This window comes from Streptomyces sp. NPDC048291 (assembly GCF_043201715.1).
GTDB lineage: Bacteria > Actinomycetota > Actinomycetes > Streptomycetales > Streptomycetaceae > Streptomyces.
Genome location: NZ_JBICZC010000015.1, coordinates 110,358 through 124,818, shown reverse-complemented (window position 1 = coordinate 124,818; position 14,461 = coordinate 110,358). Strand labels below are relative to the sequence as shown.

The following is a 14,461-nucleotide window of genomic DNA, read 5'->3' as shown; positions in this document are numbered from 1 at the left end:
TCACCGCACCGCCGGCAGCCCCTCCCCCGCCGGCTTCCAGCGCAGATGGACGCTCTCCCCCGCCTGCCCGGCCCGCAGCAGCGACAGGCGGGGACGTACGGCGTCGGTGCGCGCGGCCGGCGGCTTGCGGCGGCCGGCCCGGAACTGGACGGGCCACTCGGCGGCCGTGCCCGCGTACTCCTGCTCGGCTGCCGCGTGCAGGGTCCAGTGCGGGTCGTACAGGTGGGTACGGCCCAGCGCGCACAGGTCGGCGCGGCCGGCCAGGAGGATGGAGTTGACGTCGTCGTAGGAGGCGATGGCGCCGACGGCGATGACCGCCGCGCCGGTGGCGGCGGCGACCTCGTGCCGGATGCGGTCGGCGAAGGGGGTCTGGTAGGAGCGGCCGTAGGCGGGCCTCTCGTCCTTGGTGACCTGGCCGGTGGAGACGTCGACGCCGGCCGCGCCGTGGGCGACGAAGGCGCGGGCGATCCCGACGGCGTCGTGCTCGGTGTTGCCGTCCGGCATCCAGTCGGTGGCGGAGATCCGCACGATCACGGGGCGGTCGGCGGGCCAGGCGGCGCGGACGGCGTCGAAGACCTCCAGCGGGAAGCGGAGCCGGTTCTCCAGCGATCCGCCGTACGCGTCGGTGCGGTGGTTGGCGATCGGCGAGAGGAACGAGGAGAGCAGGTAGCCGTGGGCGCAGTGGAGTTCGAGGAGGTCGAATCCCGCGTCCGCGCCGCGCCGGGCCGCCGAGACGAACTCCGCCCTGATCCGGTCCAGGTCGGCGGGGGTGAGTTCGCGCGGGGCGGGTGAGCCGGGGCCGTACGGCAGCGGGGAGGGGCCGACGGTCTCCCAGTTGCCGTCCGGGAGCGGTTCGTCCATGCCCTCCCACATCAGGCGGGTCGAGCCCTTGCGGCCGGAGTGGCCGAGCTGGAGGCCGATGCGGGCGGTGCTGTTGGCGTGCACGAAGTCCACGACGCGGGTCCAGGAGTCGCGTTGGGCGTCGTTCCACAGGCCGGTGCAGCCGGGGGTGATCCGGCCCTCGGGCGAGACGCAGACCATCTCGGTCATCACCAGGCCCGCCCCGCCCATGGCCTTCGAGCCGAGGTGGACGAGGTGGAAGTCCCCGGGGACCCCGTCGACGGCGGAGTACATGTCCATCGGGGAGACGATCACCCGGTTCTTCAGCTCGAGACCGCCGATGCGGAACGGCTGGAACATGGCGGGGGCCCGGCCGCTCAGCCCCTGTGCCGCGGCGAAGGCGGTGTCGACGCGTTCGGCGAACTCGGCGTCCCGGGTGCGCAGGTTGTCGTAGGTGATGCGGCGGGAGCGGGTGAGGAGGTTGAAGCAGAACTGGGTGGGTTCCTGGCGGGCGTACATGCCGATGTTCTCGAACCACTCCAGTGAGGCCTGCGCGGCCCGCTGGGTGGACTCCACCACCGGCCGCCGCTCGCTCTCGTAGGCGGTCAACGCGCTTTCGGTGTCCGGGTGTTCGTGCAGGCAGGCGGCGAGGGCGAGGGCGTCCTCCATGGCCAGTTTGGTGCCGGAGCCGATGGAGAAGTGGGCGGTGTGGGCGGCGTCGCCGATCAGGACCAGGTTCCCGTGGTGCCACCGGTCGTTGCGCACGGTCGTGAAGTTCAGCCACTTCGAGTTGTTCGCGGACACCCGGTGTCCGTCGAGTTCGGCGGCGAACAGCTCGCGGACCCGGGCCACGGCCTGCTCGTCGGAGGCGCCCGGCGCGAACACCGTGTCCTCGGTGGCGTCGAAGCCCGCACGGCGCCACACGTCCTCGTGCATCTCCACGATGAACGTCGAGCCGGCGTCCGAGTAGGGGTAGCCGTGCACCTGCACCACCCCCCACTCCGTCTCCTTGACGAAGAACTGGAAGGCCTCGAAGACCCGGTCCGTGCCCAGCCACATGTACTTGCTGTGGCGCCGGTCGAGCGAGGGGCCGAAGGCGTCCGCGTGGGCCGTGCGCACGGCGGAGTTGACGCCGTCCGCGCCGACCACGAGGTCGTACGCGGCGCGCAGTTCGGCCACCTCGGGCGCGGGGGTGGAGAAGTGCAGGGTGACGCCCAGGTCGCGGCAGCGCTCCTGGAGGAGGCGCAGGAGTTCCTTGCGGCTCATGGCGGCGAAGCCCTGGCCGCCGACGGTGTGGCTCTCGCCCCGGTAGTGGATGTCGATGTCCGTCCAGCGGGCGAAGCGGCGGGCCATGGCCTCGGCGAAGACGGTGTCGGCGTTCTCGATGCCGCCGAGCGTCTCGTCGGAGAAGACCACGCCGAAGCCGAACGTGTCGTCGGGGGCGTTGCGTTCCCACACGGTGATCTCGTGGGCGGGGTCCAGCTGCTTCATCAGGGCCGCGAGGTAGAGCCCGCCCGGGCCACCGCCGATGATCGCGATTTTCACCGGAGTTCCTCTCACTGCTCGGCGACCGGCTCGGCGACGGGCTCGGCGGCCTGTTCCTGTTCGATGATCCTGCACAGCGCGAACCGCTGGAGCTTGCCGCTGGTGTTGCGCGGCAGGGAGTCGCGGAAGCGCACGTCCCGCGGGTACTTGTAGGGCGCCAGGACCTGCTTGACGTGGTCCTGGATCTCCTTGGCCTTCGCCGCGTCCCCGGTGACGCCCTCGCGCAGCACGACGAAGGCGCAGACGACCGAGCCGCGCTCGGGGTCGGGCCGGGCCACGACCGCCGACTCGACGACGTCCGGGTGGGTGTCGACGGCGGCCTCCACCTCGGGACCGCCGATGTTGTACCCGGAGGAGACGATCATGTTGTCGCTCCGGGCGTGGTAGTGGAAGTAGCCGTCCTCGTCCCGGTGGAAGATGTCGCCGGTGACGTTCCAGCCGCCCACGACGTAGTCCTGCTGCCGCTTGTCGTCGAGATAGCGGCAGCCCACCGGGCCGATGACGCCGAGCCGCCCCGGTTCCCCCGGGCCGAGTTCCTCGCCGCCCGGACCGAGGACGGTGGCCCGGTAGCCGGGCACCGGACGGCCGGTGGCGCCGGGCCTGATGTCGTCGCCGGCGGCCGAGATGAAGATGTGCAGCAGCTCGGTCGCGCCGATGCCGTCGATCACCTTCAGTCCGATGCGGTCGCGCAGTTCCTCCCAGACGGTGAGCGGTATGTGCTCGCCGGCCGACACCCCGGTCCTGAGACTGACCAGCCGGCGTTCCATGCCGTCGCGGACGATGGCCTTGTAGGCGGTGGGCGCGGTGGCGAGGACGGTGACGCCGTGCCTCTCGACGAGGCCGGCGAGCTGGGGCGGGGTCGCCGTCTCCGTGAGGAGGGCGCAGGCACCCGCCCGCAGCGGGAAGACGACGAGCATGCCGAGGCCGAAGGTGAAGGCGAACGGCGCGGTGCAGGCGACCAGGTCGTCCGGGCGCAGCCGCAGGACGTGCCGGCCGAAGGTGTTGTCGATGGACAGGATGTCCCGGTGGAAGTGCATGGTGATCTTCGGGACGCCGGTGCTGCCCGAGGTCGGGCCGAGCAGTGCCACGTCGTCGGCGGCGGTGTCGACGTTCGTGAACTCGCCGGACTTCGCGGCGCAGCGGGCCACCAGGTCGCCGTCGCCGGTCCCGCCGTACGCGACCACCGTCAGGCCGGGCAGTGCGGTGCGGACCTCGTCGGTGAAGCGGTGGTCCATGAGGGCGAGCGCGGGCCGGGTGCGTTCGGCGATCGGCACGATCTCGCGGGCGCGGAGCGCGGCCATCGTGGTGACGACCACCCCGCCGGCCTTCAGGACCCCGAGCCAGCAGGCCACCGTCCAGGGGGTGTTGGGCGCGCGCAGCAGCACGCGCTGTCCCGGCACCAGGTCCAGGTCCGCGGTCAGCACCTGGGCCACCTGGTTGGCGCGGGTGCGCAGTTCGCCGTACGTCCACAGTTCCCCGGCCGGGGTGCGCAGGGCGGGGCGGTCGGGGCCGTACCGTTCGACGGCCGCGTCGATGAGTTCGCCGGCCGCGTTGAGGCGTTCCGGGTAGGCCAGTTCGGGGGTGGTGAACTCGAGGGTGGGCCACTGTCCGGCGGGCGGGAGGTGGTCGCGGGCGAAGGTGTCCAGGTGCGAGGTGGGTGAGAGCGGAAGAGCCAACGCGGGGTTCCTTCCGGAAGCCCGCCGGTGGTGTGCGGCGGGCGGCTCAGACGGGACGGATCATGCCCTCCTGGACCACGGTGGCCAGGTGGCGGTGGTCGCGGGTGAAGAAGCGGCCGCTGCCCAGCCCGCGGCCCGCGTCGGCGGCCACCGCTTCCTGGGCGTAGAGCAGCCAGTCGCCGACCGGTGCGGGACGGTGGAACCACATGGCGTGGTCGAGGCTGGCGGTGACCAGGCCGGGGTCGGCCCAGGCCAGGCCGAGGACGCGCAGGACGGGTTCGAGGATGGTGTAGTCGCAGACGTAGGCGAGGGCGGCGAGGTCGCGCTGGGCGTCGGTGAGCCCCTCGACTGGGCGGAGCGCGTCGAACGGCCGTACCCAGACGGCCTGGTGGGGCAGCCGCTCGCCGTCGACGGTGAGGTAGACGGGGCCGGGCACGTGCCGCATGTCGAAGCCGCGGCCCCCGCTCCAGTAGGCCTTGGACCCGGTGGTCATGGTGCCGCCGGTGCGCTCGGCGAGGTACGCGGCCGAGCCGGGCAGGGTCTCGGGACCGGGAACCTCCGCGGCGAACTCGGCGTGGAAGGACGAACCCGGCTCCCCCGCCGCGAAGTTGGCGAGGCAGACGTAGAGGACCTTGCCGTTCTGGTAGCCGCGCACCTGGCGGGTGCTGTAGCCGCGGCCGTCACGCAGCAGCTCGACCTCGTAGCGGACCTCGGCGCCGATGTCGGCCGGGCGCAGGAAGTAGCTGTGCATGGAGTGCAGCGTCTTGCCGTCGGTCACCGAGCGCATCGCCGCCGCGGCGGCCTGGGCGACGAGGTCGCCGCCGTAGGCCTTGGGCCAGGGGCAGGGCTGGGTGGTGGCGGTGAAGGCTAGGTCGAAGTGCTCGGGCGGGGCGGGCTTGAGGGTGAGGGCCGCGGTGACGATCGCCGAGGTCGGGCCGGTCTCTTCGGACGAGCCGGTCGAGCCGGTCGAGCCGGACGAGCCGGTCGGAGCGGTGGGGCCGGTCGAGCCGGTCGGCCCGGTCGGGGCGGCGGTCACCGGCTCAGCCAGTCGCGCAGGTCGGCGTCGGCCACGTCGGGGAGGTTCACCACGATGTTCTCCGGGGTCCGGGTGGTCATCCACACCAGGGGCTTGGACCGCGACAGGTTGCACTCGACGTGCGGCATGAAGGGCGGGACGAAGACCCAGTCGCCCTCTTCCATGTCGAGGTAGTCCTCGAACTTCTCGCCGAAGTAGATCCGGGCCCGGCCGGACAGGACGTATCCGCCGGTCTCGGCCTCGCCGTGGTGGTGGGAGACCGAGCGGTAGCCGGGCTCGTTGCTGACCTTGCCGTACCACAGGCGGCGCGCCGGGGTGTGCCGGGTGCTGACGCCCGACACACGGACGGCGCCGCCCGAGTCGGCCGTGTTGACGTCCTCCTGGCCGGCCCGGGTCACGACCGGGGCGACGATGCCGCTGGGCAGCCGGTACATCGCGTTGTCGCCCTCAAGCCGGTACTTGCCGAGGTCAGGCTCCATGGAATCGACTCCGTTTCCGTGGGCTCGCCGGGGTCCGGAACCGGACCGCGCGCTCTATCTCGTATTTTTCACGGTCGTCATTTATTGTCAATACGACCGGCCGTGCGGCCGGCGCCGGACCCCACCGAACCGGAGGCCTGATGACTCCCGTCGCCGTGAACCCGCCCGCCCTGCCCGCGCCGAGCGGCTACTCGCACGGAACGCTCGCCGGGAACACGCTGTACCTGGGCGGTCAGACCGCGCTGGACGCCGACATGAAGATCGTTCCGGGTGGGATCGTGGAGCAGTTCCGTCAGGCGTTCGGCAACATGCTGACCACGCTGCGGGCGGCCGGGGGCGAGCCGGCGGACCTGGTGAGCGTGACGATCTACCTCACCGACATCCCCGGCTACCAGGCCCACGGCAAGGAGATCGGCAAGGTGTGGCGGGAGCTGGCGGGGCCGGTGTACCCGGCGATGGCCGGCATCGGCTGCACCGCGCTCTGGCAGCCGGAGGCGCTGATCGAGATCCTCGGCGTGGCGGTGATCCCGGAGGAACGGCTGGTCAGGCCGTAGGCCGGGCCGGGTGCCTGATACCAGGCGGCAGGCGCCGAATACCAGGTGGCAGGCGCCGGATGCGGGGTGCCGGAGGCCCTAACGGGTGTGTATGACCGCCAGGGCGTGCGCGCGGGCGGGCTCCCGGAGGGTCCTGTCCAGCTCCTCGAAGAGCGCGCCGGCGGTGTCGCCGATCCAGCCCGGCGGCAGCAGGGAAAGCGGCAGTCCGGGGTCGCGGTACGGGAGCCGGCGCCATTCGGTGAGCATCGGCAGATAGATCCCGAACGCCTCCCGGGCCGGGATCGCGCCCGCCGCCGCGCGCCCGCGCACCGGCCGGTACCGCTCCAGGAAGTCCGCGTAGAGCGCGGCGAGCTCGTCCAGGTCCCACCACTCGCGGACCTTCGCCGACAGGTCGCCGAAGGCGAAGTGGTCGCCGGTGAAGATGTCCACGTACGGCGTCAGCCCGAGGCGCTGCAGGGTGCGGCGGGTCTCGTCGGCCAGGATGCCGGGCGCCACCCACACGCCGGGGGCGGCGGTGCCGAAGCCGAGGCGGGTGAGGGCGGTGCGCAGGGCGTGCCGCTTGTCGCGCTCGGACTCGGGGACGGAGAACACCACGACGAGCCAGCCGTCGCCGGCCGCGGCCCGGTTCCGTTCGAAGATGCGCACGTCACCGTCCTCGAGCACCTCCAGCGTGCCCTCGGAGACGGCGTACCCGGCGGCGCCCTCGTGGCGCTCCCCGCGCAGCACCCCGCGCCGCTTCAGCCGGGAGACCGCCGAGCGCACGGCCTGCCCCTCCACACCCAGGTCGGCCATCAGGCGTATCACGGAGGCGACGGAGAGCCAGTTGTGCTCGCGGCGCGCGTACAGCGCGAAGAGGGTGAGGATCAGCGGGCCCAGCCGGCTGTCCCGGCCGCCCGCGCCGACGGCGGCCGACGGCTCGACGCGCGCTGTCATGCCCACCCACCTCCGGCCGACGTCACCCTGCTGATCGCGCAGCAGCCTATCGCGCGTCCGGGAGCCGCACCGGCGGCGCGGACCGGCGCCCGGGGACCCGGCACGCGCGGTCGTGCTGCGGGTCGCCCGCCGACGCCACATGGTGGTGGTACGGCACGGGCGGCGGCGTCCGACCGGGCATCGAATCCGTCGGCGCCGTCGTTGTCCCTGACACCACTGCGTACCTCTGATACCTGTAGTGCTTCAGATACCTCTGGTGCCCTCGTCGTCTCTGTTGGGGAGTCCGTCATGACCACACCCCGGGACCTGTTCCTCGTCACCGTGTACGACGCCGCCGCGCGGCCCGTCGAGCAGGGTGACCTCTCGCTGGCGCTCGCGGGAGCCGAGCTGGTCGACCTCATCGACGCCGGGGCGGTCACGCTCGACGACGAGCTCGTCGTGCCCGCCCCGGCGGGCGGGACGGACGACCGGCTGCTCGACGAGGCGGTGGCGGCGCTCAGGCGTCAGACGCCGTACGAGTCGGTCGAGGACTGGCTGTGGCGGCGGGGGCGCGGCCTGGGCGGCGTCTATCTGGAGGCCCTGGAGGCGGACGGGACCGTAGCCCAGCAGCGGCGGCGCTGGCTGTCGCTGCCGACCGGGCGGACGGAGGCCGCCGACTCGCCCGAGCGGGCGCGGGCGCACGAGCGCTGGGCGTCGGGCGAGCCGGTGCTCGCGGCCCTCGCCGCCGCGGTGGGGATCCGGGACGAGGCGGCGAAGGACCTCGCGAGTGCGGTCTCCGACGCGATCGTGACGGTGGTGGCCGCCGTGGACGACGCCGTGACGGAACTGGCCGCCGTACGCCAGCGCAGGGAGATCGAGGACGCGGCGTTCGACAACGTCTGGCGCGGCCTGTGACGGTGGGCGCCGTGCGGCGCCGCCCGGATCACTCGTGACCGGCGCCGCACCGCCGCCCCACCCAGGCGGTCCATCGCCGTCTCAGCCACGCGGCCTACCGCCGCGGCGACACCGGCGTGCCCGTCACTGTGTCGCCTTCTCCCCGGTCGGACCGACCGCGAACCACTTGCCGTCGAGCCCCTGGCCGTTCAGGTCGCCCGGCCTGCTGTCGCCCGAGAACCGGTAGACGGGCCGGCCGCCCACGGTGAGCTGGACCTGGCCGTCCGGACGGCGGATGGCGCCGACCTCCTTCGGGTTCACGCCCGCCAGATAGACGTTTCCGCCCTCCTCGATGGTCACGGGCGGCCACTTCACCGCGCAGGCACCGGTGCAGGACGACTTCGACGGCTCGGCGGTGTCGTCGTCGAAGCGGTACAGCGCCGCCTGGTTGATGTTGATGAGGTGCGCGGCGGACAGCGGCGCCGAGGTCACCGCGGACAACTGCACCCACTTGGGCGGCGCTTCCTGCACGGCCGCTCCGACCACGGTCCCGCCGGTGCCGCCGAGGCCGGCGTCCTGCGCGGTGGAGTCGACCACCTGGAGCGCGGAGTTGCCCGCGCCCTGGGCCGGAGCCGTGCCGGTGGAGGCGGCGGAGGGGGACGGCGACGGGGCGGGCGAGGTGGCCGGGGCCGGGCTGTCGCCGATGGAGATCGTCTTGCCGCAGGCCGTGAGGCCCGCCGCCGCGCAGAGGGCGAGAGCGGAGGCGACGACGGCACGGCGTGCGGCACCGCCGCGGGAGGGCGGCCGGGTGAGGAGCGAGGTCATGCCTGCTACACGAGACGGGCACCGGCGAGGGTTCACCCCCACCGGCGCCCCGCGGCCCCGCCCGGGCGGGTGGCACCGACCGTCGGCGACGGGTGAACGTTCCGCGCCGCCGGCCTCGTGTTCCCCGCAGAGACGAATCCTCACCGCACAGGAACGGGGGCCCGCAGTGGCGTCGGACGTCAACATCCCCGGGAGTGAACTCAAGGAGGCCCAGGACATGCTGGGCTTCGTGCACGACTTCATCGACATCGGACACCACACGTTCGACTTCGATGCCGCGTTCGGGCCCGAGCTCTCCCACGGCTCCGCACAGAACTTCGAGAACAGGTGGGAGGACGGCAAGCACCAGCTGCAGAAGCAGGTGGAGGGCATCCGGGACGCCATCGGCACCGTCCTGGACTCCTTCGAGAAGACCGACCAGAACGCGGTGTCCAACCTCGACGACGGCAAAGGCCGGTGAACTCCCCCGGCACATCCCCCGACTTGTCCAACACTTCCCCCGAAGGCGACGGCCGACCGATGAGCACCGCACAACGATTTCTGCTGGACATACCGGACCAGTGGGAGCAGGTGGACCTGAGCGGCGAGGAACTGGCCAGGACCCGCGCCCAGGCCCTCGCCGCGACCGACGACCCGCGTGAGAAGGCGCGGATCAACGACATGTTCCGGCAGGGCCGGGAGGTGACCCGGGCGGCCCGCCGCTACGGGGCGCTGCTGGCCGCGGGCACGGCGACGATGTACACCGAGGGCCTCTTCATGGCGTACGGCATGGTCTTCGCCGTCAGCACGCCGAAGGGCGAGGAGCTCACGCTGCCCGTGCTGTCCGCGCGGCTCGGGGTCTCCTCGGCGACCGGCGCGGCGCCGAAGGACCGGGTCATCGCCTCGGCGAAGGTGCCCCACGTGGGCACGGTGGCCCGGGTCACCGGCACCGAGGTGACCCGGCTGACCGGGGACATCGACGTCAAGCTGCTGACGATGCACACGATGATGCCGGTGCCCGGCAGCACCGAGGACTTCCTCGTGGTGACCCTCGCCAGCCCCAACCTGCCGTTGAAGAACGAGGTGTACGACCTCTTCGACGCCATCACCGGCACGTTCCGCTTCGTGACGCACGACGGCGTCCAGGTCGCCTCTGGCACCACCGCCTGAGCTTCCTCGGCCGCACGCCGACGGCACGGCGGAAGGGCGGCCGGACCTCCAGGGTCCGGCCGCCCTTCACTGCTTCCCGGGATCCCGGGCTCACTGGCTCCCGGGTTCTCCCGTGCTCCCCGGCTCGCGGCCTCAGCGGTCCGTTTCGAGCGCTTCGAGGAACGGCACCTGGACCGTCCGGAGCGTTCCGTCGCCCAGGTGGAGCAGGCCCCGGCCCGGCTGCGGCGCCTGCCCGACGACGCCCCGGGTCAGCTTGACGCCGATGACCTCGCCGTCGCTCAGCCCCTGCGGGGAGAGCAGCATGCCGGTGCGGTTCCGCTTCACCTGGCCCATCCAGCCGGCCAGGCTCAGCGCCAGCGACTCGGCGTTGCCGGCCGCGAGGACGCCCCAGCCGGTGCCGGCCCCGCCCCGGGCGAGCAGCGCCAGGTCGGGGTCGATCTCGGCGCCCATGAACAGTTCGGCGTCGTCCACGACGATCACCCCCTGTTCCTCCGGCACGTTGCCGAGCGCCTGCCGGAACTCCTGTGCCGTCACCTCGGCGTCGGTGACGAGGGCGGCCACGCCGGGCCGTCCCCGCAGCTGCCGCAGGGGCGAGCGCCGGGGTGCGAGCACGATGAGGCCGGCGCCGGCGGACAGCAGGGACTCCGCCGCGGTGAGCAGGGCGGTGCTGCGGCCGGTGCGCGGCGGCCCGGCGATGACGAACGTGGGGACGTCCGTCAGGTCCGGGGAGAGCGAGGTGAGCGTGTCGCCGCCGACGGCCACCAGGGGCCGCATCGGGCCGCCCCGGGTGTGCAGGGCGAGGGCGTCGGCGTAGGTGATCAGGTCGGGGAGCACGTCGAGGCGGATCGGGCGGCGGGCGGCCGGGACCGCGGACTCGCGTTCGGCCAGCTCCCGGCCGAGGGCGGACAGGATCTCGGCCTGCGCGGTGCCGGACAGGTCCTCGCCGAGCACCGCGATCTGCGCTTCGGTGAGGTCCTGGGTGCGGATACCGCGGCCCGGTGCGGGGTCGGTCGGCGCGGACTTGGAGGGGACGCCCACGGTGGAGTAGTCCTGCCGGTCGTTGAGCCTGAGCACGATCTTGTCCTCGGTGGTGCCGGAGAACCGGCTGCTGCCGAGCACCCGGTCGCCGGCGAGGACGACATGGATACCGACGCCCGCGCCGTCGCGCAGCAGCCGGATCATGCGCTCCATGTAGCTGCCGTTGTCGTACGACGTGAACTCGCGCTCGAAGACCTCGAACCGGTCGACCATCAGCACGATGTGGGCGAGCCGCTCCTCGGCGGTCTGCGCCCCGCGCAGTTCGGTCAGGTCGGCGGTGCCCCGTGCGCCCAGGATGCTCTGGCGGGCGGTGAGTTCGGCGCCGAGCCGGTCCAGGAGGCGGCCGAGGCGCTCGGTCTGGTTGCGGTCGACGACGGCACCGCAGTGCGGCAGCGCCGTCAGGGCGTTGAGCGCGCCGTTGCCGCAGTCGATGCCGTACAGGTGGACGTCGTCGGCGCCGTGGGCCTGGGCAAGGGCGGCGGCCAGGGTGCGCAGGGTCTGGGAGCGTCCGCTGCGGGGCGAGCCGACGATGTGCAGGTGACCGGCCCGGTCCAGGTCGAGGACCAGGGGGACGCGGGTCTGCTGGGCGGGCAGGTCGACCACGCCGTACTCCACGGCGGGCAGGGCCGCTTCCCGCTCGGCGGTGGGCTTGGGCGCGGGCGGCGGTGTCCACGGGAGCAGTTCGGGCAGCGGCGGCAGCCAGGGACTGGGCTGGCGCGGTACGTCGGCGAGCCGGGCCGCCTGGGCGACGGCTCCGGCGAGCACGGCCAGGTCGGTGACGGCCTCGGTCTGCGCCGCGCCGGAGCCGCCACGGGAGCGGGCGGCCGGCACCGGGCCGCCGAGGTTCTGCCAGGTCACCGGCTCCGCGCGGACCGGCACCTCGGTGCCCACGGCGGCCTGCCCGCCGGAGCGCCGGCCGCCGACCCGGCCGGACTGGAACGGCAGCAGGGCCGAGGGGCCGAGCCGGGCGTAGGCGCGGCCCGGGTTGGCCGGCGAGATGTCCCCGGAGTCGGGGGCGTCGATGATGTCGCGGCTCTCGCTGGTGTCGGTGGTGCGCAGCGCGATCCGCAGGTTGGTGTTGGCGCGGATGTCCGGGGTGACCGCGCCACCGGGGCGCTGGGTGGCCAGCACCAGGTGGATGCCGAGCGAACGGCCGCGCTGCGCGATGTTCACCAGACCGGAGATGAACTCGGGCAGTTCCCGTGCCATGGACGCGAACTCGTCGATGACCAGCAGCAGTCGGGGCAGCGGGGGCAGCGCGTTGCCGCCGCGGGCGCGCTTGTCGAGGTAGTCCTCGATGTCCTTGGCGCCCGCCTGCGCCAACTGGGTCTCTCGGCGGCGCAGTTCGGCGCCGAGGGAGACCAGGGCCCGCTCCACGAGCCGGGTGTCGAGGTCGGTGACCAGGCCGACGGTGTGCGGCAGGTCGGCGCATTCGGCGAAGGCGCTGCCGCCCTTGTAGTCGACGAGCACGAACGTCATCTCGTCGGGCCGGTTGACCACGGCGAGGGTGGCGACCAGGGTCTGCAACAGCTCGGACTTGCCGGAGCCGGTGGTGCCGGCGATCAGGGCGTGGGGGCCGTCGCGGACCAGGTCGACGGCGAACTCGCCGTCGTATCCGATGCCGAGCACGGCCCGGGTGCTCCGGCCGCCCAGCGACCAGCCGGCCACCACGGCCTCCGCGGTGGGCGGTTCGATGTGCAGCAGGTCGAGCAGGCGTACGGAGCCGGGCAGGGCGCTCTCGTCGCTGTCGCCGACGCCGCGCAGCGGGGCCAGGGCGCGGGCGAAGTGCTCGTACCAGCCGGGCTCGGGCGAGTCGCTGCGGACGTGCTCCAGCGCGGCGCCGGAGCCGGTGCGCACCCGGGACGTGGTCGCGCCCGGTTCGGTGACGACGACGGCGCCGCACTCCTCGGGCAGCAGCCGTTCCTCGCGGTCGATGCAGATCGTGTGGACGCCCACGGACGGGCCGTCGCGCAGGAGTGCGATCACACCGGGCAGCGAGCGGGCCCGGCGGGCCTGTTCGAGGACGACGAGCACGTCCGGGTAGCCGTTGGCGCCGCCGCGGGTGACGTCGGGGCCCGCGGCCGTGCGGGCGGCGACGAGCTGGCCGAGTTCGCCGATGCGCCGGGCCAGGGAGTCGGCGGTGGAGCCGATCAGGGCGTAGGCGTCCTCGCCCTGGGCCTGGGTGTGCGGCAGCCAGCGGGTCCAGGACCAGTCGCGTTCGCCCTCCGGTCCGGCGAGGACGACGATGCGCAGGTCGGTGGGGCTGTGCAGGGCGGCGGCCTGGGCGGCCAGCCAGCCGGCCAGCCGGGTCGCGCCCGGTCCCGCCACGCCCGCGACACCGGCCCGGCGCAGTGCCACGGCGACCGGCACCTGGTTGAGCCACGGGACGGTGGAGCGCCGGTGCTCGTCCTGCTCTGGGTCGTCGACGCTCACCGACGACGGCAGGTCGGTGGTGCCGACCCGGACGGTGAGGAAGTCGGGGTCCTGCCAGCGGCGTTCCCACAGCCGTTCCGAGGGCTGTACCGCCATCTGGAGCAGGGTCGCCGGATCGGGCAGCGACAGCCGCAGGTTGTGCTGTTCCTCCAGCACGGCGGCGTCGATGTCGGCCCGTACCCGGGCCAGCGTCCGGTCGTACTCCTCCTTCTTCTCCAGGTACTTGAGCATCGCCTGCTTGCGCCCGCCGAACTGGGTGACCAGGGCGGCGATCGGGGAGAGCAGGGCGATGAAGACGAAGGACCAGCGGTGGGTGACGAAGATGGCGATCGCGGCGCTGCCCGCGGGCAGCAGCAGGATCGGCAGCAGCGGGACGGGCCGCTTGTCGGGCTTGACCGGCGGGGTGGGCAGCCGGAACCTGGCTCCCGCGGCGGGCGGCAGGAACCTCGGCGGCCGGTTGAACTCCAGGCCGAGTCCGTCCTGGGCCGGGGTGAGCGGGGCGCGGGCCGTCGGGCGCGCGGTCAGCTCCAGCAGGGTGTCGCCGACGGCGAGCTGGCTGCCCTCCCGCCACGGGCCGGGATCCTGGGCGGGCTTGCCGTCGAGCAACGCCCCGTCGGTCATGAGGAGTTCGGCGCCCCCGTCGAGCCGGACCCGGATCCGGGCCGCGAGCGGCGGGGCACCCTCGGCGAGGCGGATCCGGCACAGGGGGCCGCCGCCGATGTCGTAGTCGCCGGGGACCAGCCGGAAGACGGTTCCGGCGCCGGGGCCGGACACCACGCGGACCTCGGTTCGGCCCTCGGGCTCGGGCTCCCGGGGAAGGGGGGCGCCGAGCCCGAGGTCCATGCCGTCCCGGACACCGGCGCCCTGGAGGGTGGTGTCAGGGTCGACGGGGGTCGAGCCGAGGTAGAGGGACGGCTCCCCCGCGGTCGCCCCGGCATACCCGACGGCCCGGGCCAGCTCGGCCGCGAACCGGCCCGTCTGGGCGGACGGTTCGGTTTCCACGGCGACGGTGGCGGACACCCCCTCGACCTGCGGGTCACGCACGCTGACGGTCAGTCGCACTGCTCATCGTCCTTCTCG

11 protein-coding genes are annotated in these 14,461 nt (G+C 73.4%); 4 read left to right on the top strand and 7 right to left on the bottom strand.

Features of this window, described 5'->3' with window-relative positions:
* The 4 genes from ACGF5O_RS36970 to ACGF5O_RS36955 form a co-directional block, all read right to left on the bottom strand.
* Complete coding sequence (locus ACGF5O_RS36970; RefSeq protein ID WP_393814290.1) at positions 1 to 2,385, bottom strand: bifunctional salicylyl-CoA 5-hydroxylase/oxidoreductase; 2,385 nt, start codon at positions 2,383 to 2,385, stop codon at positions 1 to 3.
* 11 nt (positions 2,386 to 2,396) lie between these two features.
* On the bottom strand, positions 2,397 to 4,061 hold the full coding sequence (locus ACGF5O_RS36965) for an AMP-binding protein (RefSeq protein ID WP_393814289.1): 1,665 nt from the start codon (positions 4,059 to 4,061) through the stop codon (positions 2,397 to 2,399).
* 46 nt (positions 4,062 to 4,107) lie between these two features.
* On the bottom strand, positions 4,108 to 4,983 hold the full coding sequence (locus tag ACGF5O_RS36960; protein WP_393814463.1) for an acyl-CoA thioesterase: 876 nt from the start codon (positions 4,981 to 4,983) through the stop codon (positions 4,108 to 4,110).
* 110 nt (positions 4,984 to 5,093) lie between these two features.
* The gene (locus ACGF5O_RS36955) at positions 5,094 to 5,576 is read right to left on the bottom strand and encodes a cupin domain-containing protein (protein WP_393814288.1); all 483 of its coding nucleotides are present in this window, start codon (positions 5,574 to 5,576) and stop codon (positions 5,094 to 5,096) included.
* Positions 5,577 to 5,716: 140 nt separating this feature from the next.
* Here ACGF5O_RS36955 and ACGF5O_RS36950 point away from each other — a divergent pair, with 140 nt between their 5' ends.
* Complete coding sequence (locus ACGF5O_RS36950) at positions 5,717 to 6,130, top strand: RidA family protein (RefSeq protein ID WP_393814287.1); 414 nt, start codon at positions 5,717 to 5,719, stop codon at positions 6,128 to 6,130.
* A 78-nt stretch (positions 6,131 to 6,208) separates the two neighbouring features.
* Here the strand turns inward: ACGF5O_RS36950 and ACGF5O_RS36945 are convergent, their stop codons facing one another.
* Complete coding sequence (locus ACGF5O_RS36945; protein ID WP_393814286.1) at positions 6,209 to 7,063, bottom strand: PaaX family transcriptional regulator C-terminal domain-containing protein; 855 nt, start codon at positions 7,061 to 7,063, stop codon at positions 6,209 to 6,211.
* A 288-nt stretch (positions 7,064 to 7,351) separates the two neighbouring features.
* On the opposite strand from ACGF5O_RS36945, the gene ACGF5O_RS36940 reads away from it, so the two are divergent.
* Positions 7,352 to 7,957, top strand: a complete 606-nt coding sequence (locus ACGF5O_RS36940; protein WP_393814285.1) for a GPP34 family phosphoprotein — start codon at positions 7,352 to 7,354, stop codon at positions 7,955 to 7,957.
* 123 nt (positions 7,958 to 8,080) lie between these two features.
* Here the strand turns inward: ACGF5O_RS36940 and ACGF5O_RS36935 are convergent, their stop codons facing one another.
* Positions 8,081 to 8,761: a hypothetical protein gene (locus tag ACGF5O_RS36935; RefSeq protein ID WP_393814284.1), complete on the bottom strand. Its 681-nt coding sequence runs from the start codon at positions 8,759 to 8,761 to the stop codon at positions 8,081 to 8,083.
* Between the two features lie 166 nt (positions 8,762 to 8,927).
* Between ACGF5O_RS36935 and ACGF5O_RS36930 the strand changes: the two genes are divergently transcribed.
* Positions 8,928 to 9,221 (top strand): hypothetical protein, encoded by a 294-nt coding sequence (locus tag ACGF5O_RS36930; protein ID WP_393814283.1) that lies wholly within the window; start codon positions 8,928 to 8,930, stop codon positions 9,219 to 9,221.
* A 59-nt stretch (positions 9,222 to 9,280) separates the two neighbouring features.
* On the top strand, positions 9,281 to 9,910 hold the full coding sequence (locus tag ACGF5O_RS36925; RefSeq protein WP_393814282.1) for a hypothetical protein: 630 nt from the start codon (positions 9,281 to 9,283) through the stop codon (positions 9,908 to 9,910).
* Positions 9,911 to 10,042: 132 nt separating this feature from the next.
* Here the strand turns inward: ACGF5O_RS36925 and ACGF5O_RS36920 are convergent, their stop codons facing one another.
* Positions 10,043 to 14,437: an FtsK/SpoIIIE domain-containing protein gene (locus tag ACGF5O_RS36920; RefSeq protein WP_393814462.1), complete on the bottom strand. Its 4,395-nt coding sequence runs from the start codon at positions 14,435 to 14,437 to the stop codon at positions 10,043 to 10,045.
* Between the last annotated feature and the right edge of the window lie 24 nt (positions 14,438 to 14,461).